The sequence below is a fragment of the Streptacidiphilus monticola genome, assembly GCF_042658505.1.
GTDB lineage: Bacteria > Actinomycetota > Actinomycetes > Streptomycetales > Streptomycetaceae > Streptacidiphilus > Streptacidiphilus monticola.
Genome location: NZ_JBHSQJ010000044.1, coordinates 23,642 through 43,811 on the forward strand (window position 1 = coordinate 23,642; position 20,170 = coordinate 43,811).

The window sequence follows — 20,170 nt, forward strand, 5'->3', positions numbered from 1 at the left end:
ACGGCCCCGATCCGGACCCCGCCCGACGCCTGCGCCGGCAGCGTCAGCACGGCCGCCGCCGTCCCCCACGCGGCGGCGGCCGGGGCGACGAGCCTGCGGCTCTGACCCGCGGTCAGCTCCGGTGGGGCGTCGTCGCCGTCGTCAGGGCCGCCGGTTGCGCCCGCGGGCCCGCCAGCTGCGGCGCTCATGGCCGCAGCCGGTCGCGCAGGTCCCTGAGCCGCCGCTCGCCGAAGCCGCTCACCTGCCGGAGCTGGTCCACCGAGGTGAAGCCGCCGTGCTGCTGGCGGTACTGCACGATCCGCTGAGCCAGCACCGGGCCGATGCCGGGCAGCGCGTCCAACTCGGCGGCGGTGGCGGTGGACAGACTGAGCGTGCCCCCAGGGGCGCCTGCCGCCCCGGCCGGTCCTGCCGGGGCGGCAGGGGCACCCGGCGGGGCAGCAGGACGGCCGACGATGATCTCCTCACCGTCGCTGACCCGGCGGGCCAGGTTCAGCCCGGTCAGATCCGTGCCCGGCAGCGGACCGCCCGCGGCACGCAGCGCGTCCTGCACCCGCGCACCGCCTGGCAGTTCACGCACCCCCGGCTGCCGCACCCGCCCCGACACGTCCACGACCACCCGCCCTGCGGGCGGCGCGACGGCGGCTTCCGACTGCGAGACGGCGGGCTCAGGGCCCACCGCCGCCACAGCCACCGGCTCCGGCCGCGCCAGCCAGAAGTGCTGGACGGCGTAGCCCAGCGCCAGCAGGACCAGGACCAGCAGCCCCACCACCGCCCGCCGGTCCAGATCCCACCGTTCGCGGAGGGCCAGCGCGCACCGCTCCCGCCACCCCGGCGGCGCCCCTGACGGCAGCGCCGTCACTGCGGACGCCACCGGGGGGACGGCGCCGACAGGGCCGGCGGGAGCGGCAGGCGGAACCCCCGCCGGAGCCCCCGCCGGAGCCGCGGCGACGCGCGGCCCCGCGGGGAACAGCTGCTCCGCACGCTGACGTACCAGGGCGATGTCGACGTCCCGCCGCGCCGAGGCCGCGACGGCATGCAGGGTGCTTCTCATGCCCTGGACGCTAGGCCCCGTGCCGGACCGTCCTCCTGACGATGCGTCAGCCTGTGGACAACCACCCCGCTGTGGACAACCCGCGGCTCCCTCGCCGCCACCAGAGGGCTGAGCCTCCCGGCCCCCCGCCGCGCCCTGCGGCCGCGATCAGCGCGGGGAGACGACCACCGCGAGCAGACCCGGCCCGACGTGAGCACCGATGACGGCGCTGACCTCGGCGACGTGCAGCCTGCGGAGGCCGGGAACGCGGACGCGCAACCGGTCCGCCAGGGCCACCGCCCGGTCCTCGGCGGCGAGGTGATGGACCGCCAGGTCCACCGGCGCCTCCCCCGCCTCGGCCACCGCCAGCTCCTCCAGCCTGGCAATCGCCCGGCCCGCCGTGCGCACCTTCTCCAGCGGCTCGATCCGCCCGTCCGCGAGGTGCAGCAGGGGCTTCACCATCAGGGCGGACCCGAGCAGCGCCCTTGCGGCGCCGATCCGGCCGCCCCGCCGCAGGTACTCGAGGGTGTCGACGTAGAACAGGCCCGTGGTCCCCTTGGCCCGGGCCAGCGCGAGGTCCCCCGCCTGGTCCGCCGTGGCTCCGCCGGCCACGGCCTCAGCGGCGGTCAGCACGCAGTAGCCGAGCGCCAGCCCGATCATCCGGGTGTCGACCACGCGGACGGGTACCGACGCTTCCTCAGCGGCGAGTTGGGCCGCCTCGTAGGTCCCGGAGAGCTCGGCGGACAGGTGCAGCGACACCACCTCGGTCGCCCCCGCGGCCGCCGCGGCGGCGTAGGCCTCGGCGAAGGCGACGGGCGTCGGACGGGAGGTGGTGACCTGCTGCCTGCCCTGCAGGGCGGCGGCGACGTCCCCGGGCCCGGCCTCGCGGCCCTCCTCCAGCACGCGGTCGCCGATCACCACGCTCAACGGCACCACGGTGATCCCGTGTCGGGCCAGGTCCTCCGCCGGGAGGTTGGCGGTGGAGTCGGTGACAACGGCGACACGGCTGGACATGAAGCGGAGGTTACCCCCCGGCGGACCCCAGGGACAGTTCCGCACGCACCCCGGCCCCCGCCCGCACACGCACGCGATCGCGCCCGGGAGGGCCGGCCCACGCGGCTCCGCCGCGCCGCCGTGCACCTCCCGGCGCACCGCTCGGGGGAGGTCCGTCCCTCACCTGGGACGGTCCTCCCCCGAGTCCGTGCGGTCCCCGTGCCGGTGCGGCGCGGCCGCACCGGACCTTGTCCCCCGAACCGGGGCGGTCCGCCTAGATGACGATGTTGACCAGCTTGGGCGCGCGCACGATCACCTTCCGTACCTGAGCCCCGCCCAGTGCGGCGACCACCGCCGGGTCGGCCAGGGCCTGGGCCTCCAGGTCCGCGTCGGAGATCGCCGGGGGGACCTCCAGCCGTGCCTTGACCTTGCCCTTGACCTGCACGACGCACGTCACCGTGTCCTCGACCAGGTACCGCGGGTCGGCCTCGGGCAGCTGCTCGTGCACCAGCGAGGTCTCGTGGCCCAGCTTCTCCCACAGCTCCTCGGCGATGTGCGGCGCCAGCGGGGCGACCAGCAGGACCGCCGTCTCCGCCACCGACCGCGGCGTGGAACCGCGCTTGACCAGGAAGTTGTTCAGCTCGGTCGCCTTGGCCACGGCCGTGTTGAACCGCAGGTTCGCCATGTCGTTGCGGATGCCGTCGATCGCCCGGTGCAGCGCCCGCAGCGTCTCCTCGTCCGGCTCCTCGTCGGTGACCACGACCGCGCCTGACTCCTCGTCAACGATCGTGCGCCACAGGCGCTGCAGGAAGCGGAAGGAGCCGACGACGGCACGCGTGTCCCAGGGCCGAGAGACGTCCAGGGGGCCCATCGCCATCTCGTACAGGCGCAGCGTGTCGGTCGAGTACTGCTCGGTGACCTCCTCCGGCGCCACCACGTTCTTCAGCGACTTGCCGATCTTGCCCAGCTCCCGCGAGACCGGCTGTCCCTGCCAGAAGTACCCGCCGTCGCGCTCCTCCACCTCGGCCGCGGGCACCGGGAAGCCCCGCTCGTCGCGGTAGACGAAGCCCTGGATCATGCCCTGGTTGAACAGCTTGTGGAACGGCTCGGCCGAGGAAACGTGGCCCAGGTCGAACAGCACCTTGTGCCAGAAGCGCGCGTACAGCAGGTGCAGCACCGCATGCTCGGCGCCGCCGACGTACAGGTCCGCGCCACCGGCCGGCTTGTTGGCCGTCGGGCCCATCCAGTACGCCTCGTTGACCGGGTCGACGACCTCGCGGCCGTTGTCCGGGTCCACGTAGCGCAGCTCGTACCAGCACGAACCCGCCCAGTTGGGCATGGTGTTGGTCTCGCGGCGGTACCGCTTGGGGCCGTCGCCCAGGTCCAGGGTGACGTTGACCCAGTCCTCCGCCCGCGACAGCGGGGTCTCCGGCTGGGTGTCCGCGTCGTCCGGGTCGAAGGTGCGCGGCGAGTAGTCGTCGATCTCGGGCAGCTCGACCGGCAGCATCCGCTCCGGCAGCGCGTGGGCGACGCCGTCCTCGTCGTAGACGATCGGGAAGGGCTCGCCCCAGTAGCGCTGGCGGCTGAACAGCCAGTCGCGCAGCTTGTAGTTGACGGTGCCCTCGCCGACGCCCTTGCGCTCCAGCCACTCGGTGATGGCCTTCTTCGCGTCGGTGACGCTCAGACCGTCCAGCGAGATCTCGGAGTTGGCGGAGTTGACGATCGGCGCGTCGTAGGAGACGAAGGCGTCGTCCCAGGTCGCCGGGTCGGCGTCGCGGCCGTCGGTCGGCTGGACGACGCCGCGGACGGGCAGGCCGAAGGCGCGGGCGAAGGCGAAGTCACGGTGGTCGTGGGCCGGCACGGCCATGATCGCACCGGTGCCGTAGCCCATCAGCACGTAGTCCGCGATGAAGACCGGGACCTGCTCGCCGCTGACCGGGTTGGTCGCGTAGGCGCCGGTGAAGACGCCGGTCTTGACCTTGGCGTCGGCCTGGCGCTCGACGTCCGACTTGGCCGCGGCCTTGCGGCGGTAGTCGGCGACGGCCTCGGCCGGGGTGGCGTGCCCGCCGGTCCAGTCCGCGGGCAGGTCGGCGCTCGGCCACGCGGCCGGGACGATCGCGTCGACCAGCTCGTGCTCCGGGGCCAGCACCATGTAGGTGGCGCCGAACAGGGTGTCCGGACGCGTGGTGAAGACGGTGATCGTCTTGCCGCCGGGGGCGGGGAACTCGACCTTGGCGCCCTCGGAGCGGCCGATCCAGTTGCGCTGCTGCAGCTTGATCGCCTCGGGCCAGTCGACCAGGTCCAGGTCCTCGATCAGCCGGTCGCCGTAGGCGGTGATCCGCATCATCCACTGGCGCAGCTTGGCCTTGAAGACGGGGAAGTTGCCGCGCTCGGACCGGCCGTCGGCGGTGACCTCCTCGTTGGCCAGCACGGTGCCCAGGCCGGGGGCCCAGTTGACCGGGGCCTCCTTGATGTACGCCAGCCGGTACTCGGCCAGCACCTCGTCCTTCTGAGCCGGCGTCAGCTCGGCCCACGGGGTGCCGTCCGGGGTCGGCTGCGCGCCGGACTCGAAGCGGGCGATCAGCTCGCCGATCGGGCGGGCCTTCTTGGCCTCGGGGTCGAACCAGGAATTGAAGATCTGCAGGAAGATCCACTGGGTCCAGCGGTAGTACGTCGGGTCGATCGTGGAGATCGAACGGCGCTGGTCGTGGCCCAGGCCCAGGCTGCGCAGCTGCTGGCGGTACTTGCCGATGTTCGCCTCGGTGGACACCCGCGGGTGGGTGCCGGTCTGCACGGCGTACTGCTCGGCGGGCAGGCCGAAGGCGTCGAAGCCCATCGTGTGCAGCACGTTGTGGCCGGTCATCCGCAAGTGCCGGGCGTAGACGTCGGTCGCGATGAAGCCCAGCGGGTGGCCGACGTGCAGGCCGGCGCCCGACGGGTACGGGAACATGTCCATGATGAACGCGTGCGGCTTCGCGGAGACGTCACCGGCCTCCGGGTCCGCCAGATCGCCGGTCGGGTTGGGCGCCTCGAAGACGCCCTCCTTCTCCCAGCGGTCCTGCCAGCGGCGCTCGATCTGCGCCGCCAGCGCGGGGGTGTACCGGTAGGGCGCGGTCGCGTCGGCCGCAGACGTGGTGTCGCTCATCGTCCTCAGACTCCGTGGGTGTCAGAACTCGGTCCTTGCCGGAAAACGAAAAAACCCCTCGACAGGAGGGGTCGCCACGCTGACTCCGGCACCGGCCGGTCCTTGTCAGCGCGGCCGGCTAAGAAGCAGACGCGCAGTTCGCATGCCAGCAGGGTACCAGCCCCCCTCTGCGGCGCGGGCGGTTCCCCGGCCGCGCCGGGGAACCGCCCGCCCTCCGGAGAGGCAACTGCGTCAATGGGCGAAGGACTTGAGGTAGTCCCCGGTCGGCGAGCCGAGGCCGGTGACGTCGTCGAAGCCCGCGACCGCCTGCAGTGAGGTGTCGTGGCCCAGACCGCGCAGGGTCGTCACCACGCCGCCCGAGGCGTCCACCTGGTTGCGGAAGTCGTCGCGCACCTCGGCCAGCTTGACCTGCGCGCCGAAGGGCGTGTCGGTCACGTCGTGGAACGACCGGCTGCCGCTGCGGGCGTACAGCTCCGGGTTGGCGAAACCGAGCGGCATCCCCGCCGCCTGCTGCGCGAGCGCCTGGATCCCCGCGAACACGGGGGCAGCCAGGCTGGTGCCGCCGATGCGGTACTCGCCGTAGCGCACCGAGCCGTCCGGCCAGGTCTGGGTCTGACCCACCAGGAACCCGGTGTTGGAGTCGGCCACCGCGGCCACGTCCGGGACCACCCGGTTGCGGCCCGGGCCGCCCGCCTTGGCCAGCGCCGACGGGACGACCCGGCTCTGGTAGAACGGCTGCGCCACCCGCCCGCTGGTGCCGCCGCCCGCGCCCGCCACGAAGGCCCCCGGCAAGCCGGTCCATGACGTGCCGTCAGCGCTCAGCGCCGCCTTGGTGGTTCCCCAGCCGGTCTCGAACAGGTACTGGTCCTGGCCGCCGATGCCGAGCGAGGTCCCGCCGACCGCGGTGACCCAGGCCAGGGAGGCGGGCATGTCGGTCTGCTTGGCGCCGGTCTGCGCCTGCTCGTCGCCGTTGTCTCCGCTGGCGAAGTAGAAGCCGATGCCCTGGGCCGCCCCGGAGGCGAAGATCAGGTTGTAGACCGGGTCCATCGACGGGTCGCTGGCCTGCTCGGGCTCGCCCCAGGAGTTGGAGACGATGTCGGCCAGGTGCCCGTCCACGATCCGGGTGAGCGAGTCGGACAGGTCCGCGTCCGCGCAGGACCCGGCGCCGACGTAGAGCAGTTTGGCGTCGGGGGCGATGGCGTGCGCCGCCTCGAGGTCGAGCGTCTGCTCGCCGTACCAGCCCGAGGCGTCGCACGCGGAGGACTCGGTGTCGGTCCACTGCGCGGCGTCGAGCCGACTCAACTGCCCTGCCGCGTAAGGGGCGTCACCGTGCCGCCGGGCGTAGGTGGCGACGTCGGCGCCGATCGTCGGGGAGTCGTAGGCGTCCACGATGGCCACGGTCACCCCCTTGCCGGTCAGCCCGCTGCCGGTGAGGCCGTAGGCGCCGCGCAGCTGCTTGCCGGTGTAGCCCTGGACCACCCAGGGCTGGGTGAGGCCGTACGCCTTCGGCTCCTTGCTCGCGGCGTTCGCTCCGTAGTAGGCGGAGAACGGCGGCGCGTTGACGAAGGCGGCGGCCGGGCCGGGGAGGGTGCTGTTCTGTGCCTTGGCGCGGTGCGGGGCGTTGTCGAGCCCGGTCACCGTGAGCACGCTGGACGCCAGGTTCTTCGGCACGGACGCCTCACCGGCGGGCGCGGTGTAGACGTGCCCGTCCTTGATGTAGCTGTGCAGGGTGGTGGCGAAAGCCTTCTGCACGGCGGAGGCGTCGCCTCGGGCGAGGAGGTAGTGGCCCCCGTTGCCCTCGCGGACCTTGAACCCCGCCGCGCGCAGCCACGCGCTGACCGCCCTGACCTGGTGGGCGGTGGGCGCGAAGCGGGAGCGGAACTGGCGGGACGTCAGGTAGTGGCCGTACTGCCCGGACCGCGGGTCGGAGACCTGCCGGGCGAAGCGGTAGAGCCCGCCCAGGTTCCGGCCGGCGAGGTAGACGCGGGCGGTGACCTGGGCCTTCGCGGGTGTCACGCCCTGGTCCGCCTGGGGCGCGGCCCAGAACGGGACGGTGCCGGGCAGCGTGACCCGGTCGGGCGTGCCGAGCGTGGTGCCGCCGCTGCGGCCGTCGGCGAGGGCGGCCGGCGCGGCCGCGCCGGTGAGCAGGAGTGACGCGGTCACCGCGAGCGGCAGCAGGCGGCGACCGCGTCCGTGAGGACGAGGACGCGGGGTCATGGGTGGGACACCTCTCCATGGTCGGGGACGGTCGGAGTCCCCAGGAGGGTGTGCGTTTTCGGTGCGGATCGTGCACGGCACGCGCCCGAACGCCGGGGTGATCGACTGATGATTCATCAGTTCGGGTGGCGTGCGGGCCGGTTGTGTGTAGCCGCCCGCCCCCCGGAGGCGACAGGACCCCCGCCCCTGCGGCGTGCCGGCTGCTGCCCACCGGCCCGGTGGCTGCACCCGACCGCAGACCACCGGCCCAGTGGCGGCCGGAGCCGGCGCCCGGCCTGCCCCGGCCCACCCCCGTGGGACGCGTGGGCCCCAGCCCAGCCGCGCGGTAGGTTCAGAGGCCCGACCGGGCGCTCCGCCTCACCTCATCGCGGGACGCAGGGCCACGTTCGGGTCCGACCACAGCCCCCTGCGGGGCGCAGACCTCAGCCCCCGCGGGCCGCGGTCCGCAGCGAGCACGCGGGTCCCCGCCGCAGGCCAGTTGGACAGCACGCGCGGCCCGTGGGCGGAGGCCAGGTGCACAGCCGCAGCGCACGCGCGGGCCCCAGGCCACCCGCTGGGCGACGACCACGTCCACCATGCACGGTCCCAGCCACAGGCCACCCGCAGGGGGCAGGGCGCAAACCACGCACGGCCCACAGGCGCACGCCACCCGCAGGGCGCAGGGCGCAGACCACGCACGGCCCACAGGCGCACGCCACCCGCAGGGCGCAGGGCGCAGACCACGCACGGCCCGCAGGCGCACGCCACCCGCAGGGGGCAGGGCGGAGACCACGCGCGGCCCGTGAGCGCAGGCCAGGTGCATAGCCGCAGCGCACGCGCGGGCCCCAGGCCACCCTCTGGGCGACGACCACAGCCACCATGCACGATCCCAGGCCACAGGCCACCCGCAGGCAACAGGCCACCCGCAGGGTCCCGGCCGCAGGCCAGGTGCAGAACCGCAGCGCACGCGCGGCCCAGGCTGCAGGCCTGGGGCACAGGGGCGCAGGGGCGCAGACCGCAGGTCATGAGGCAGCGTGTCGGCCGCAGGCACCCGCCGCAGGGCGGGCAGGGGCAGGAGCGTCAGGCAGTCGCAGTCGCAGTCGCCGCGCCCGGACGCCGCCGAGGTGCCAACGACGGGGCCCGCGGCCGCCGGTGCCGGGGCCGCAGGTGGCGAGGGCCTTCGAGGGGGCCGCAGACGAAAAGGAGCGGGCCCCGGATATCCGGGAGCCCGCTCTTCGTCGAAGACGTTCTGTGGAGCTATGGGGAATTGAACCCCAGACCTCTTGCATGCCATGCAAGCGCTCTACCAACTGAGCTATAGCCCCGCGCGCCGCGCGTCTGCACCTCGCGGCGACGTGACTACTGTACACGTTCCGCGAGGTGCCCTGCCGCAGGTTATGCCGTGGGGGCGGGGTGCCGGGCGAGGGCCCGGCGGCCCGCGTGGGCGCTGGCGGAGGCGGCGAGCATCAGCACGCCGCAGGCCGCCGCCGTGACGGCCAGGGCCGCACCGGACACCGCCGCGCGGGCGGGGTAGCTGACCTCGGAGAGGAACAGCGTGCCCAGCACGGCCACCCCCAGCACCTGGCCCAACTGCAGCAGCGTCGCCAGCACCCCGCTCGCGTCCGCCGCGTGCGCGGGGGTGACCCGGCCCAGCGCCCGCGCGAACAGCGGGCTGTAGCAGCAGCCGCAGACGAGGCCGAGCAGGAAGAACACCACCAGCACCCCGGCGTCCACTCCCCCGCCGCCGCGCAGCAGCAGCCCGGTGACGCCGAAGCCCGCCGCCACGACGACCAGCGCCACCGCCGGCAGCGGCAGGTGCCAACGGGCGGGCAGCTTCTGCCAGTACAGGCCCGAGAGACCGAAGCCGGCCATCATGGGGGCCACCGCGAGACCCGCGCGCAGGGGGCTCTCGCCCAGTCCGGCCTGCAGGTGCAGGGCCAGCGCGAAGCTGTAACCGGACACGCCGAACATGATCAGCAGGATGGCCAGGCCCGACTGCGCGAGCCCGGGCGAGCCCAGTACCCGACGGTGGATCAGCGGGCTCCCGCCCGCCGCCTCGACCCGCCGCTCGTAGCCGACGAAGGCGGCGAAGACCACCGCCGACAGGCCGAGCAGCACCCAGCACCACGCCGGCCAGTGCTCCTCGTGCCCGAGCACCAGTGGCACCACCAGGAGTCCCATGCCGGCCGCCAGGAGCACCAGGCCGACCCGGTCCAGCCGCCGTTCCGGGTTGCCGGCGAAGTCCGGCAGCAGCCGGACCGCCGCGGCCATCAGCACCGCGCCGATCGGCACGTTGATCAGGAAGGCCGGCCGCCAGTCCCAGCCGAAGAGGTTGCCGCTGACCAGCAGTCCGCCGACGACCTGGCCGGTCACCCCGCCCACCGCCAGCACCGCCGTGTAGACGCCGAGCGCCTTCACCCGCGCCTGCCCGGTGAAGACCCGCTGCACGATGCTCATCACCTGAGGCACCATCAGCGACGCGCCCACGCCCTGCGCGAAGCGGAACCCGATCAGCGACCCGGCGTCCGGCGCCAGCCCGCACGCCAGCGAAGCGAGCGTGAACAGCGCCAGCCCCCACCGGAAGACGCGGCTGAAGCCGCGCCGCTCCCCCAGCCTGGCGCCCGTGATCAGCATGACCGCGTACGCGATGCTGTACCCCGCGATCACCAGTTGCAGCGCCGCCCCCGAGGCGTGCAGGTCCGCGCGGATGCTCGGAACCGCCACGTTGACGACGGACAGGTCCACCAGCGCCATGAACTGCCCGGTCAGCACCAGCCCCAGCACCAGTCCCGGCCGCTCCCTCCGAGCGGCCGCCGCCGACGTCCCCGCGCCGGCCCGTATCTGAGTCTCCGTCATGCGTCCAGCGTCGCCGGGAACCGCTCCGGGTAGTGAGAGCCTGCCGATGCTGGTACTGGCACTACCTGTCAACCTCCGCGCCGCTGCGGGACGATGGGGCCATGAGCCTCGCGACGACCCCAGCAGCGGCCACCGCGAAGCCCCGCCGCACCGAGCTCGCGGCCTTCCTCCGGGCCCGCCGCGCCCGGCTCACCCCGGAGGACGTCGGCATGGCCCCCGGCCTGCGCCGCCGCACCCCGGGGCTGCGCCGCGAGGAGGTGGCGCAGCTCGCCGGGGTGGGCGTCACCTGGTACACGTGGCTGGAGCAGGGCCGGCCGATCAACGCGAGCGAGCAGGTGCTCAACGCGGTGGCCCGCACGCTGCGGCTGGACCCGGCCGAGCGGGCGCACCTGTTCCACCTGGCCGGCATCCGCCCCACCGACCTCTACGAGGAGGCCTGCAAGGCGCAGCCCGAGGTGCAGTCGATCCTCGACGCGCTCAACCCGCTGCCGGCGGCGATCAGCAGCGCCCGCTACGACATCCTCCGCTGGAACGACGCCTACCAGGCGCTCTTCCCGGGGGCCACGCTGTCGGAGGAGGGCCGCCGCAACAGCCTGTGGTGCACGGCCACCGTGCCGGACTGCTGCAACGCCTTCGTCAACCGGGCCGAGGAGCTGCCGCGCATGGTCGCGGTGCTGCGGGCGGGATACGGCCGACACGTGGGCGAACCGCTGTGGGAGGACTTCATCCGGGACCTGCGCGAGGCCAGCCCCGACTTCGCCGGGCTCTGGGCGCAGCAGGACGTGGCCGCGCACTCGTCGCGGTTGAAGATCTTCCGGCACGCGGCCGTCGGCGAGGTGCGGATGACGGCGACCAACCTCAGCGTGCTCGGCATGCCGGAGGCACGGATGGTGGTCTACACGCCGAACGACGACGCCTCCCGGGAGGCGGTCGCCTGGCTGCGCGAGCACCCGGGGGCCGCACCGGTGGACCACCTGCACTGAACCGCGCCCGAAGAACGCGATCGGGCCGCGTCCGGTGGACGCGGCCCGAATTCCTGTGGAGCTATGGGGAATTGAACCCCAGACCTCTTGCATGCCATGCAAGCGCTCTACCAACTGAGCTATAGCCCCTCGATCACCCCGGGCAGTGCACCGAGGCGGGAGGTACTGCGTGGAGCTATGGGGAATTGAACCCCAGACCTCTTGCATGCCATGCAAGCGCTCTACCAACTGAGCTATAGCCCCTGGAACTTCCTTGCCGCGCCCTGGATCGTCTCCGTTCCGGCCCGCGAACAAGGAAGACTTTAGCGGTACCGGGGCCGATCTGCGAAATCCGATCCCCGGCGGTCTCCGGCACCGCCTCGGCGGCGGTCAGGTGTCGTCGCCGATCACCGGCTCCGGGAGGGTTCCGGCGTTGTGCTCGAGCAGCCGCCAGCCGCGGGCGCCCTCGCCGAGCACCGACCAGCAGCAGTTGGACAGGCCGCCCAGGGCCTCCCAGGTGGACGGGTCCAGGCCCAGCATCCGGCCGATGGCCATGCGGATGGTACCGCCGTGGCTGACCACGACCAGCGTGCCGCCGTCGGGCAGCTTCTTCGCCGCGTCGAGCACGACCGGGACGGCGCGGTCGGCCACCTCGGTGCCGAGCTCGCCGCCGCCGCGGCGGACCGGCTCGCCCAGCTTCCAGAGCCGGTACTCCTCGCCGAACCGCTCCTGGATCTCACGGTTCGTCAGACCCTGCCAGACGCCCGCGTAGGTCTCCTGCAGCCCGGAGTCCAGCTCGACCGGCAGGCCGGTGACGGACGCGAGTTCGGCCGCCGTGTCGGCGGCCCGCCGCAGGTCCGAGGAGACGATGGCGTCCGGCCCCAGGGCCGCCAGCAGCCGGGCGGACCGGCGCGCCTGGGCGCGGCCGGTCTCCGTGAGCGGGATGTCCGTGGTGCCCTGGAAGCGGCCCTCCAGGTTCCACGCGGTCTGGCCGTGCCGCCAGAAGACGACCCGGCGGCCGGCCGCGCCGCCGCTCAGCTCCGGCCCCGCTCGGCCTCGCGCGCCAGGATGGCCTCGACGTGCTCGAACTCGCTGGGGGTGACCAGCGCGGGCTCGCCCTCGGGCTGGTTGCGGGTGGCCTTGGCATCCTCCGGCAGGTCCAGCTCGGGGCAGTCCTTCCACAGCCGCTCCAGGCTGTAGTAGGCGCGCTCCTCGGAGTGCTGGATGTGGATCACCACGTCCAGGTAGTCCAGCAGGATCCAGCGGCCCTCACGTTCGCCCTCGCGGCGGACGGGCTTGGCCTGGTGCTGCTTCTGCAGCTGCTCCTCGACCTCGTCGGCGATCGCCCGGACCTGGCGGTCGTTGGGCGCGGAGGCGAGCAGGAAGGCGTCGGTGATGGCCAGGACCTCACTGACGTCGAAGGCGATGATGTTCTGGCCCAGCTTGTCGGCGGCCGCCTGCGCGGCGGTGGCGACGAGCTCGAGGGCCCGGTCAGTTGCGGTCACGAGTTGCTCTCTGCTCGGGAACATGGACCTTCCCAGGATCTCACGAACCCTTGAAGTCCTTCCCCAGAGTTACGACCAGGTCGACGGTCTGCGCCGACGTGACCTTCTTCACGGCGCTCGCGGGCAGGCCGAGGTCCGAGGCCAGGGTCCTGGCGTCCTGGGCTCGGGCGTCGTCGGTGTAGGCGACCACCGAGGTGGACTTCGAGGAGGTGGAGCCGCCGCCGGGGACCAGGGTGAAGCCGCCGTTGGTGACGGCCGCCTCGGCCAGGCTCTGCTTCCGGCTGTCGCCGGTGGCGTTGACGATGCTGACCCGGGCCACCGTGCGGGCGTCGCCGCTCTGGGTGACCTTGCCGCCGAAGAGCTGCTGCACCATGGCCGCGGCCGCGGTGTCCAGGCCGCCGGAGGCCTTCACCGGAAGCGTCTGCGCGCTGTAGCCGCCCTTGTGGGCCTCGGTGGAGGCGGCGGCGAGGATGGCGCCCAGCGTGGCGTCCGGCAGGGAGGGGTCGGCGACCGCCCCCATCTTGGTGATGTCGGAGGCGGCGGCCGCGGCGTCCTGCGGCATGGCCTTGATCAGCGCGCCGAGCACCTGGCCGAAGCGGTCCAGGCGGGCCTGCGGCTTCTCGCCGGCGGCCTGGTAGGTCGCGTAGGCGGCGGCGCCGGCACCGCTCAGGGTCTGGTTGCCTGGCTTGACCAGGGTCTGGCCCTTGACGGTGATCGTGGTGTTGGCGTCGACGGTGATGCCGCCGATCTGGTCGACCAGGTTCTGCAGGAAGGGGGTGTAGAGCCCCCAGGTCGCCGTCGCGTCGCTGCCCAGCAGCGAGTTGATGCCGGAGCGCACGGTCGAGTTGCCCAGGTCGTCCACCGAACTCCCCAGCGCCACAAGGGAGTCGCTGCCCTCGTCGGCGGGGATGCCGGTGCCGTCGGGCAGCAGCAGGGCGCTGGTCCGGCCGGCGGCCGGATCGGTGATCAGCAGGGCGGTGGAGACGTGCTTGGCGGTGTCGTGCAGGTGGACCACGATCTCCTGCCGGGACGCGGCCACCCCGCCGCCCTTGCCGCTGCCGAAGATCTTCCCGGTGAAGAAGAGGTAGCCGACCCCCGCGACGATCACCAGCGTCAGCGTGACCACCAGCGCCGTGATCCGGCCGCGGATCTGCCGCCGCCGCTCGTCCCGGCGCTCGCCGCGGGTCTCGGTGAACTTCATCCAGTCGATGACGTCCGTGGACTCCTCGGCGTCGTCGACGAACTCGAACTGCTCGGTCTGGTAGACCGCTGCGCCCTGCGCGGGGCGCTGCTGCGGCACCGTGACGCGCGGCCGGCTCTGCGCCTCGCCAGGCGCGGGCGGCGGCGTGGGCCCCGCAGCGGGTTCCGGCTCGGTGCGGACGGGCGCGGCGAACTGGCCGGTGTCCCACTGCTGTCCGGTCGCGAACTGGCCGGTGTCGTACTGACCCGTCGTGAACTGGCCGGTTTCGTACGCCTGTTGGGGCTGCGGAGGCTGCTGGTAGTACTGCTGCTGCGGCTGCTGGTGCTGAGCCTGCGGGTCGACCCACTGCCCGGTGTACGGGTCCTGGTACGGCTGCTGCTGCGGCTGCGGATAGACCCACTGGCCCGTGTAGGGGTCCTGGTAGGGCTGGTTCTGCTGCGGCTGCTGGTAGTACGGGTCGTAGCCGTACCCGCCCCGGTCACCGGTGTCGGTCACGCCGCCCCCTTGTAGAGCTTGCGCTTGTCGATGTAGCGGACCACGCCGTCCGGCACCAGGTACCAGACCGGCTCGCCGCGGGCCACGCGCTCGCGGCAGTCGGTGGAGGAGATGGACAGCGCCGGCACCTCGACCAGGGACACCCCGCCCTCGGGCAGGCCCGGGTCGGAGAGCGTGTGGCCGGGGCGGGTCACCCCGATGAAGTGCGCCTGGTGGAACAGCTCCTGGGCGTTGCGCCAGGAGAAGATCTGCTCCAGCGCGTCGGCGCCGGTGATGAAGAAGAGGTCCGCGTCGGGGTGCTCGTTGCGCAACTCGCGCAGGGTGTCCACGGTGTAGGTGGGGCCGCCGCGGTCGATGTCGATCCGGCTGACCGAGAACTGCGGGTTGGACGCGGTGGCGATGACCGTCATCAGGTAGCGGTCCTCGGCCGGGGAGACGCCGTGGCTGTCCTTCTGCCAGGGCTGGCCCGTGGGGACGAAGACCACCTCGTCCAGGTGGAACAGGCTGGCCACCTCGCTGGCGGCAACCAGGTGCCCGTGGTGGATCGGGTCGAAGGTCCCGCCCATCACTCCCAGGCGTCGCTTGACCGGCTCCTGGTCCTCAGGTCCGGCGTCGAGGTGCTCGTTCATGGGTGGCCACCCTACGCGATCCGGCTGTCCGTGCGACCGCCCCGGCCGTAACTGCGGACGACGGCTCGGGGCGCGGGGGTCGGCGGGGCGGGCGGATCCGACGGTCCGTCAGCGGTCCTTGTTGAAGCGGGTGGTCACCCACAGGGCCAGCAGCAGCAGGAACAGCGCGCCACCGCCGGTCAGCCACGGCTTGAGCGTGTCGTGGGCGCCGCCCTCCTCGGCGAGCAGGGCCAGGGCGTGAGAAGCGTGGAGGCTCATCGGCGGCGAACACTTTCTGACTTGGCGACAGGTGTGCTCAGGCTACCGGCAGCCCCTCGCGCCGCGCCCGGCGGCTCCCCGGCAAACGGGCTACCGCCCGTCAGTCGCGGTAGGCCCGCATCAGGATGACGGCCAGGGCCGCGACGCCGAGCACCGTGACGATGACGATGATGCGCAGGAACATGCCCGGGCCGTTGCCGTTGGAGATGGCGGCGAGCTGCTGGAGCGCGGTGGCGGTGTGCATGGGGGAGGACCCTTCGAGAGGAACGACGATTCAGCGTAAACCCGGCCCTTGGTCGCCCACACACAGGGCTCGCCCCACGGGAACCCGGGGTCCCGGTTCACTCGTCCTCCGGTGGGGACGAGCGCACGCCGGACGGGCGTAACGTGACGAGGACGTCGATCGGGAGGAATGCAGGAACATGAGCCAGCCCAACGACAGCGGGAGCGTGCCCAGCCGCAACCGCAAGCGGTTCCCCGGGATCTCGACCCGGGCGTGGGAACACCCGGCGGACCGCTCGGCGCTCGTCGCCCTGCGCAAGCTCACCGGGTTCGACGACATCCTGAAGAAGCTCGGCGGCCTGGTCTCCGAGCGCGCCGTGCGCCTGATGTTCCTGGCCAGCGCCGTGCGCGCGTCCGAGCAGCAGTTCCCGCACCTCAACGACATGGTCCGGGACGCCTCGTACATCCTGGACCTGGACAAGGTGCCGCCGCTGTACGTGACCCAGGACCCCCAGCCGAACGCCTACTGCATCGGCATGGACAACCCGGTCATCGTGCTCACCACCTCCCTCGTCGAACTGCTCGACGAGGAGGAGATGCGCGCGGTCATCGGCCACGAGGTGGCCCACGCCATGTCCGGCCACGCGGTCTACCGGACCATGCTGCTGATCCTCACCAACATCGCCGCGCGCATTGCCTTCATCCCGCTCGGCGGCCTGGCCATCTACGGCCTGATCACCGCGCTCAAGGAGTGGTTCCGCAAGTCCGAGATCTCCTGCGACCGGGCCGGCCTGCTGGTGGGCCAGGACCTGCAGGCCTCGATGCGGGTGATGATGAAGCTGGCCGGCGGCCACCACCTGCACGAGATGAACACGGACGCCTTCCTCGCCCAGGCCGAGGAGTACGACAAGGCGGGCGACGTGCGCGACGGCGTGATCAAGCTGCTGCAGGTGCTGCCGCAGTCGCACCCCTTCGCCGCGGTCCGCGCGCAGAAGCTGAAGAAGTGGGCGGAGAGCGGCGAGTACGCCGCGATCCTGGCCGGGTCCTACCCGCGCCGCGAGGACGACTCCACCGCCTCGGTCAAGGACCAGGTGAAGGACGCCGCCGACTCGTACGCGCAGTCCATCAGGGACACCAAGGACCCCCTCTTCGGCCTGATCCGCGACGTCGCCAGCGGCGCCGGCGACCTCGGCGGCAAGCTGCGCGACGTGTTCTCCGGTCGGCCGTCCGGCTCCACCGAGGGCGCGGCCGAGGGTTCGGCCTCCTGACCCCGCCCTGCGCGGGCCGCTCCGCCGGGGCGGACTGACGCGGCGTCAGTCCGCGAGGCGCCCGCACAGGGCGTCCGCGGGCTGACTGTGGTCGGCCGGGTCGACACCCGGGACGGCGGAGGCGCCCGAGGCGGCGGCGGTGGCGGCCGCGTACGGCGTCAGGTAGCTCGCGATGCCCGGGTCCTCGCACGCCATCGGCCCGGCTTGGACCACCGAGTGGACCAGCTCGACGTGGTTCTCGGCGATGTCGGCCGCGGTGAGCCGGTAGTGGATCTGCCGCCGCACCGAGAAGAACGTCAGCGCCTGCGGGTTCTGCGGGTCGCGCGCGGGCAGCAGCGCGTATACGGAGGTGTAGTCGCTGACCACCTCGAGCGAGCCGTCCTCCAGCTCGGAGAAGGTGATGGCGTGGGCACTGCTGGGGGCGACCCGGACCTCGGTGGTCGCCAGCACCCACTCGGCCTGGTTGAACCGCACCATCCAGCCGGTGAGTTCGTGCCTGCCGTCCCGGGCGGGCGCGCTGATCGAGGCGTCGAACTGGCGTCGCTGACCCGCCGTCAGCCACTTGGCGACCGCGTCGGTGTCCCGCCCCGACAGCACGGCCGGGTTGTCCGTCGAGTCGCCGAGGTATCCCCAGACGATCCGCATCGCGTCGTTGACCTGTGACTTGGTGAAGTGCGTGGTGGCGTGCGGGTTCTCGGTCCACTGGGCGGTGTCGAACGGGACGTACGTCTGGTACGCCGTGGCGGAGCCCCACGGATCGCCCAGGCTCGGCACCACGGCGCCGGCCGCCGCCTTGCGGGACGGACTCGCGCTGGGGCCGGGCTGCAGCGGCACGATCTCGATGCTCAACTGCGTGGCCGTGGACGGGACCTCGGGGTAGGGGTGGCGCACGCCCATGTAAACGGCGGCGGCGAAGGCCAGCGCGATCAGCAGCATCAGCGCCAGCGCCTGGCGCGGCAGTCCGCGCATGCCCCGGCGCCGGGTGGAGTGGCTGCCGGCGCCGCCGCCCAGCCGCTCGCTGGCGGACAGCTCCTGGATCCGGGCAGCACGGACGAACGACTCGTCGAACACGACGGATCGGAACTCGTCCTCTCCCCCGGATCCGCCCTCGGGCGCGCCCTCCGGGGGCTCAGCCCGGCCACCCATGTCCCTCAGGGTAGTTCGCCCCGGGCACCACGCTAAGGCCCCCTCGGCAAGTTCTCCCCGCGATTCGCCCGGCCCGATCACCGTGCGGGGCGCGGGACGTGGCGGAGTGTCACTTCACTTCCGGCGAAACGGACATATGGGCAGCAGGCTGTCCGCTGTGTTTCTGCTCACCCGGTGCCCGGCGCTCACCCGGCCCGGCGCTCACCCGGCCCGGCGCTCAGCCGGACCCGTGCGCGACGAGGACGGCGGGGGTGGGGGTCGCCGCGGCCGTCGCCTGCGGCGAGGTCGAACTGCTCGGCGTGCTCGGTGCGGGCTGGCGCTGCCCGTCCCCTCCGGCCGCCCGGTACAGCGCGGCCGCCGCGACCAGCACGGCGACCACTCCTATCACCACCAGCATCAGCCGGGCGACGACCCGCTGCCAGCGCCCCGAAGGGGCGGGATGGCTCCACTGCCAGTGGGCGCTGTCGTCGAGCGGACGCAGTTCGAGCGGAGTGCCGTCGTCGTCCTCCTCGGCCCGGACCTCCCCGAGGTGCGGCGCGGACCGCGCCGGACGGGCCATCAGCATCCGTTCCCTGGCTGAGGGCTCGTGCACGAGCGCAGCCCGTACGAACGCCTCGTCCAGTACGGGCTCCGCGAACTCACCGCCCACGTCGTCGGGCTCGAATCCCTCCGCCATGAACTCAGCCTAGGGCGACCGGTCCACTTTGTCTGCCATGCGAACGCCCCTTTGGGGGCGCGGAGAACTGCGCGAGCAACGCACCGCCCGCGGGGGTTCGACCCCACCTGCGGGACGAACCCTCCCCGGGTGGCGGGTTGCTCACGGTGGGGGCACCTCCCGCCGTGGGAGCTCCCCGGCCGAAGGCTGGGGAGGGTGGGGGCTCCCCGCGCCCCTCAAGGGCGCCCTACGGGCGCACGTGGCCGTCGCCGGTGAGGATGTACTTCGTGGAGGTGAGCTCCGGCAGCCCCATCGGACCGCGGGCGTGCAGCTTCTGCGTGGAAATGCCGATCTCCGCCCCGAAGCCGAACTGCCCCCCGTCCGTGAACCGGGTGGACGCGTTGACGGCCACCGTCGTCGCGTCCACGAGCTGGGTGAAACGCCGGGCCGCCGCTTGGGACTTGGTGACGATGGCCTCGGTGTGGCCGGAGGACCACAGCCGGATGTGCGCCACCGCGTCCTCCAGCGAGTTCACCACCGCGGCCGCGATGTCGTACGAGAGGTACTCCGTCTCCCAGTCCTCCGGGGTGGCCGGGACCACCACGGCCTTGCTCTCCGCGGCCGCGGCGATCGCCGCCACCCGCTCGTCCGCGTGGACGGTCACCCCGGCCTCCGCCAGCGCGGCCAGCGCGAGGGGCAGGAAGTCCTCGGCGACCGCCTCGTGCACCAGCAGCGTCTCCGCCGTGTTGCACACGCTCACCCGCTGGGCCTTCGAGTTCAGCAGGATCCGCACCGCCATCTCCAGGTCCGCCTCGGCGTCCACGTAGACATGGCAGTTGCCGGTGCCGGTCTCGATCACCGGCACGGTGGACTGCTCCACGACCGTCCGGATCAGCGACGCGCCGCCGCGCGGGATGAGCACGTCCACCATGCCGCGGGCACGCATCAGCTCCTGCACCGACTCCCGGCTCTCGCCGGGCACCAGCTGGATCGCGTCGGCCGGCAGGCCCGCGCCGCCGACGGCGTCGCGCAGCACCTCCACCAGCTTCTGGTTCGACCGGTACGCCGACGAGGAGCCGCGCAGCAGCACCGCGTTGCCGGACTTGAGGCAGAGCGCCGCCGCGTCCACCGTCACGTTGGGCCGGGCCTCGTAGATGATGCCCACCACGCCCAGGGGGACCCGGACCTGACGCAGGTCCAGGCCGTTCGGCAGCGTGGAGCCGCGGACGATCTCGCCGACCGGGTCGGGCAGCCCGGCCACCTTGCGCACGTCCTCCGCGATCGCGGCGACCCGCTCGCGGGTCAGCGTCAGCCGGTCGATCACCGACTCGGCCGTCCCGGCCTCACGGGCCCGGGCGACGTCCTCCGCGTTCGCGTCCACGATCTCGCGGGTGCGCACGATCAGGGCGTCCGCGATGGCCAGCAGCGCCTCGTCCTTCGGCGTCCGCGGCAGCGGGGCCAGCTCGGCGGCGGCCGCCCTGGCGCGGTACGCGGCCCGCAGCACCTCGGACTGCGGCAGCGGCGAGGGAAGCGACGGCGAGGGGAACGCCGTCAGTTCGGAACGGGCGGACTGGTCGTCGTGGCTGCTGCTCATGGCAAGAGGGTACGG

17 protein-coding genes and 3 tRNA genes are annotated in these 20,170 nt (G+C 73.0%); 2 read left to right on the plus strand and 18 right to left on the minus strand.

Going from position 1 to position 20,170, the window contains the following annotated elements; translation table 11 throughout:
- The 7 genes from ACFP3V_RS11465 to ACFP3V_RS11495 form a co-directional block, all read right to left on the minus strand.
- Positions 1-188 (minus strand): hypothetical protein (locus tag ACFP3V_RS11465; protein ID WP_380582659.1); only part of this gene is annotated, 188 nt, incomplete at its 3' end.
- Positions 185-1,051 (minus strand): ComEA family DNA-binding protein, encoded by an 867-nt coding sequence (locus tag ACFP3V_RS11470; protein WP_380582661.1) that lies wholly within the window; start codon positions 1,049-1,051, stop codon positions 185-187. The genes ACFP3V_RS11470 and ACFP3V_RS11465, both read right to left, overlap by 4 nt.
- A gap of 147 nt (positions 1,052-1,198) precedes the next feature.
- On the minus strand, positions 1,199-2,044 hold the full coding sequence (locus ACFP3V_RS11475) for a DegV family protein (RefSeq protein ID WP_380582663.1): 846 nt from the start codon (positions 2,042-2,044) through the stop codon (positions 1,199-1,201).
- 253 nt (positions 2,045-2,297) lie between these two features.
- Positions 2,298-5,168, minus strand: coding sequence for a leucine--tRNA ligase (leuS, locus tag ACFP3V_RS11480; RefSeq protein ID WP_380582665.1), 2,871 nt, complete (start codon positions 5,166-5,168; stop codon positions 2,298-2,300).
- 231 nt (positions 5,169-5,399) lie between these two features.
- On the minus strand, positions 5,400-7,385 hold the full coding sequence (locus tag ACFP3V_RS11485; RefSeq protein ID WP_380582667.1) for a S53 family peptidase: 1,986 nt from the start codon (positions 7,383-7,385) through the stop codon (positions 5,400-5,402).
- Between the two features lie 1,231 nt (positions 7,386-8,616).
- Positions 8,617-8,689 (minus strand) — tRNA-Ala (locus ACFP3V_RS11490).
- Between the two features lie 70 nt (positions 8,690-8,759).
- Positions 8,760-10,220 (minus strand): MFS transporter, encoded by a 1,461-nt coding sequence (locus tag ACFP3V_RS11495; RefSeq protein WP_380582669.1) that lies wholly within the window; start codon positions 10,218-10,220, stop codon positions 8,760-8,762.
- A 101-nt stretch (positions 10,221-10,321) separates the two neighbouring features.
- On the opposite strand from ACFP3V_RS11495, the gene ACFP3V_RS11500 reads away from it, so the two are divergent.
- Positions 10,322-11,203, plus strand: coding sequence for a helix-turn-helix transcriptional regulator (locus ACFP3V_RS11500; RefSeq protein WP_380582671.1), 882 nt, complete (start codon positions 10,322-10,324; stop codon positions 11,201-11,203).
- Between the two features lie 56 nt (positions 11,204-11,259).
- Here the strand turns inward: ACFP3V_RS11500 and ACFP3V_RS11505 are convergent.
- From ACFP3V_RS11505 to ACFP3V_RS11540, 8 genes are all read right to left on the minus strand, one after another.
- Positions 11,260-11,332 (minus strand) — tRNA-Ala (locus ACFP3V_RS11505).
- Positions 11,333-11,373: 41 nt separating this feature from the next.
- Positions 11,374-11,446 (minus strand) — tRNA-Ala (locus ACFP3V_RS11510).
- Between the two features lie 126 nt (positions 11,447-11,572).
- Positions 11,573-12,220 (minus strand): histidine phosphatase family protein, encoded by a 648-nt coding sequence (locus tag ACFP3V_RS11515; protein WP_380582703.1) that lies wholly within the window; start codon positions 12,218-12,220, stop codon positions 11,573-11,575.
- Positions 12,217-12,687 (minus strand): ribosome silencing factor, encoded by a 471-nt coding sequence (rsfS, locus tag ACFP3V_RS11520; protein ID WP_380582673.1) that lies wholly within the window; start codon positions 12,685-12,687, stop codon positions 12,217-12,219. The genes ACFP3V_RS11515 and rsfS overlap by 4 nt, the downstream gene beginning before the upstream one ends.
- Before the next feature lie 40 nt (positions 12,688-12,727).
- Positions 12,728-14,383: a LytR C-terminal domain-containing protein gene (locus tag ACFP3V_RS11525; protein ID WP_380582675.1), complete on the minus strand. Its 1,656-nt coding sequence runs from the start codon at positions 14,381-14,383 to the stop codon at positions 12,728-12,730.
- On the minus strand, positions 14,380-15,012 hold the full coding sequence (gene nadD / locus ACFP3V_RS11530) for a nicotinate-nucleotide adenylyltransferase (RefSeq protein WP_380582677.1): 633 nt from the start codon (positions 15,010-15,012) through the stop codon (positions 14,380-14,382). The genes ACFP3V_RS11525 and nadD overlap by 4 nt, the downstream gene beginning before the upstream one ends.
- Positions 15,013-15,120: 108 nt before the next feature.
- Positions 15,121-15,270: a hypothetical protein gene (locus ACFP3V_RS11535; protein ID WP_380582679.1), complete on the minus strand. Its 150-nt coding sequence runs from the start codon at positions 15,268-15,270 to the stop codon at positions 15,121-15,123.
- A 100-nt stretch (positions 15,271-15,370) separates the two neighbouring features.
- Positions 15,371-15,514 (minus strand): hypothetical protein, encoded by a 144-nt coding sequence (locus ACFP3V_RS11540; RefSeq protein ID WP_380582681.1) that lies wholly within the window; start codon positions 15,512-15,514, stop codon positions 15,371-15,373.
- Between the two features lie 178 nt (positions 15,515-15,692).
- Between ACFP3V_RS11540 and ACFP3V_RS11545 the strand changes: the two genes are divergently transcribed.
- Complete coding sequence (locus ACFP3V_RS11545; protein ID WP_380582683.1) at positions 15,693-16,760, plus strand: M48 family metallopeptidase; 1,068 nt, start codon at positions 15,693-15,695, stop codon at positions 16,758-16,760.
- A 45-nt stretch (positions 16,761-16,805) separates the two neighbouring features.
- On the opposite strand, the gene ACFP3V_RS11550 is transcribed toward ACFP3V_RS11545, so the two are convergent.
- The 3 genes from ACFP3V_RS11550 to ACFP3V_RS11560 form a co-directional block, all read right to left on the minus strand.
- On the minus strand, positions 16,806-17,906 hold the full coding sequence (locus tag ACFP3V_RS11550; RefSeq protein ID WP_380582685.1) for an SCO2583 family membrane protein: 1,101 nt from the start codon (positions 17,904-17,906) through the stop codon (positions 16,806-16,808).
- Positions 17,907-18,123: 217 nt separating this feature from the next.
- Entirely contained in the window at positions 18,124-18,582 is a 459-nt protein-coding gene (locus ACFP3V_RS11555) for an SCO2583/SCO2584 N-terminal domain-containing protein (protein WP_380582687.1), read from the minus strand.
- A gap of 226 nt (positions 18,583-18,808) precedes the next feature.
- A complete protein-coding gene (locus tag ACFP3V_RS11560; protein WP_380582689.1) occupies positions 18,809-20,155 on the minus strand; it encodes a glutamate-5-semialdehyde dehydrogenase in 1,347 nt (448 codons plus the stop codon).
- Between the last annotated feature and the right edge of the window lie 15 nt (positions 20,156-20,170).

Excerpts from the sequence above, each read along its gene's own strand:
- ACFP3V_RS11470 (WP_380582661.1), bottom strand. The coding sequence starts at position 1,051 with ATGAGAAGCACCCTGCATGCCGTCGCGGCCTCGGCGCGGCGGGACGTC.
- nadD (WP_380582677.1), bottom strand. The coding sequence starts at position 15,012 with ATGAACGAGCACCTCGACGCCGGACCTGAGGACCAGGAGCCGGTCAAG.
- ACFP3V_RS11535 (WP_380582679.1), bottom strand. The coding sequence starts at position 15,270 with ATGAGCCTCCACGCTTCTCACGCCCTGGCCCTGCTCGCCGAGGAGGGC.
- ACFP3V_RS11555 (WP_380582687.1), bottom strand. The coding sequence starts at position 18,582 with ATGGCGGAGGGATTCGAGCCCGACGACGTGGGCGGTGAGTTCGCGGAG.
- ACFP3V_RS11550 (WP_380582685.1), bottom strand. The coding sequence starts at position 17,906 with ATGGGTGGCCGGGCTGAGCCCCCGGAGGGCGCGCCCGAGGGCGGATCC.
- ACFP3V_RS11495 (WP_380582669.1), bottom strand. The coding sequence starts at position 10,220 with ATGACGGAGACTCAGATACGGGCCGGCGCGGGGACGTCGGCGGCGGCC.
- ACFP3V_RS11560 (WP_380582689.1), bottom strand. The coding sequence starts at position 20,155 with ATGAGCAGCAGCCACGACGACCAGTCCGCCCGTTCCGAACTGACGGCG.
- leuS (WP_380582665.1), bottom strand. The coding sequence starts at position 5,168 with ATGAGCGACACCACGTCTGCGGCCGACGCGACCGCGCCCTACCGGTAC.
- ACFP3V_RS11475 (WP_380582663.1), bottom strand. The coding sequence starts at position 2,044 with ATGTCCAGCCGTGTCGCCGTTGTCACCGACTCCACCGCCAACCTCCCG.
- ACFP3V_RS11540 (WP_380582681.1), bottom strand. The coding sequence starts at position 15,514 with ATGCACACCGCCACCGCGCTCCAGCAGCTCGCCGCCATCTCCAACGGC.
- ACFP3V_RS11485 (WP_380582667.1), bottom strand. The coding sequence starts at position 7,385 with ATGACCCCGCGTCCTCGTCCTCACGGACGCGGTCGCCGCCTGCTGCCG.
- ACFP3V_RS11500 (WP_380582671.1), top strand. The coding sequence starts at position 10,322 with ATGAGCCTCGCGACGACCCCAGCAGCGGCCACCGCGAAGCCCCGCCGC.
- ACFP3V_RS11545 (WP_380582683.1), top strand. The coding sequence starts at position 15,693 with ATGAGCCAGCCCAACGACAGCGGGAGCGTGCCCAGCCGCAACCGCAAG.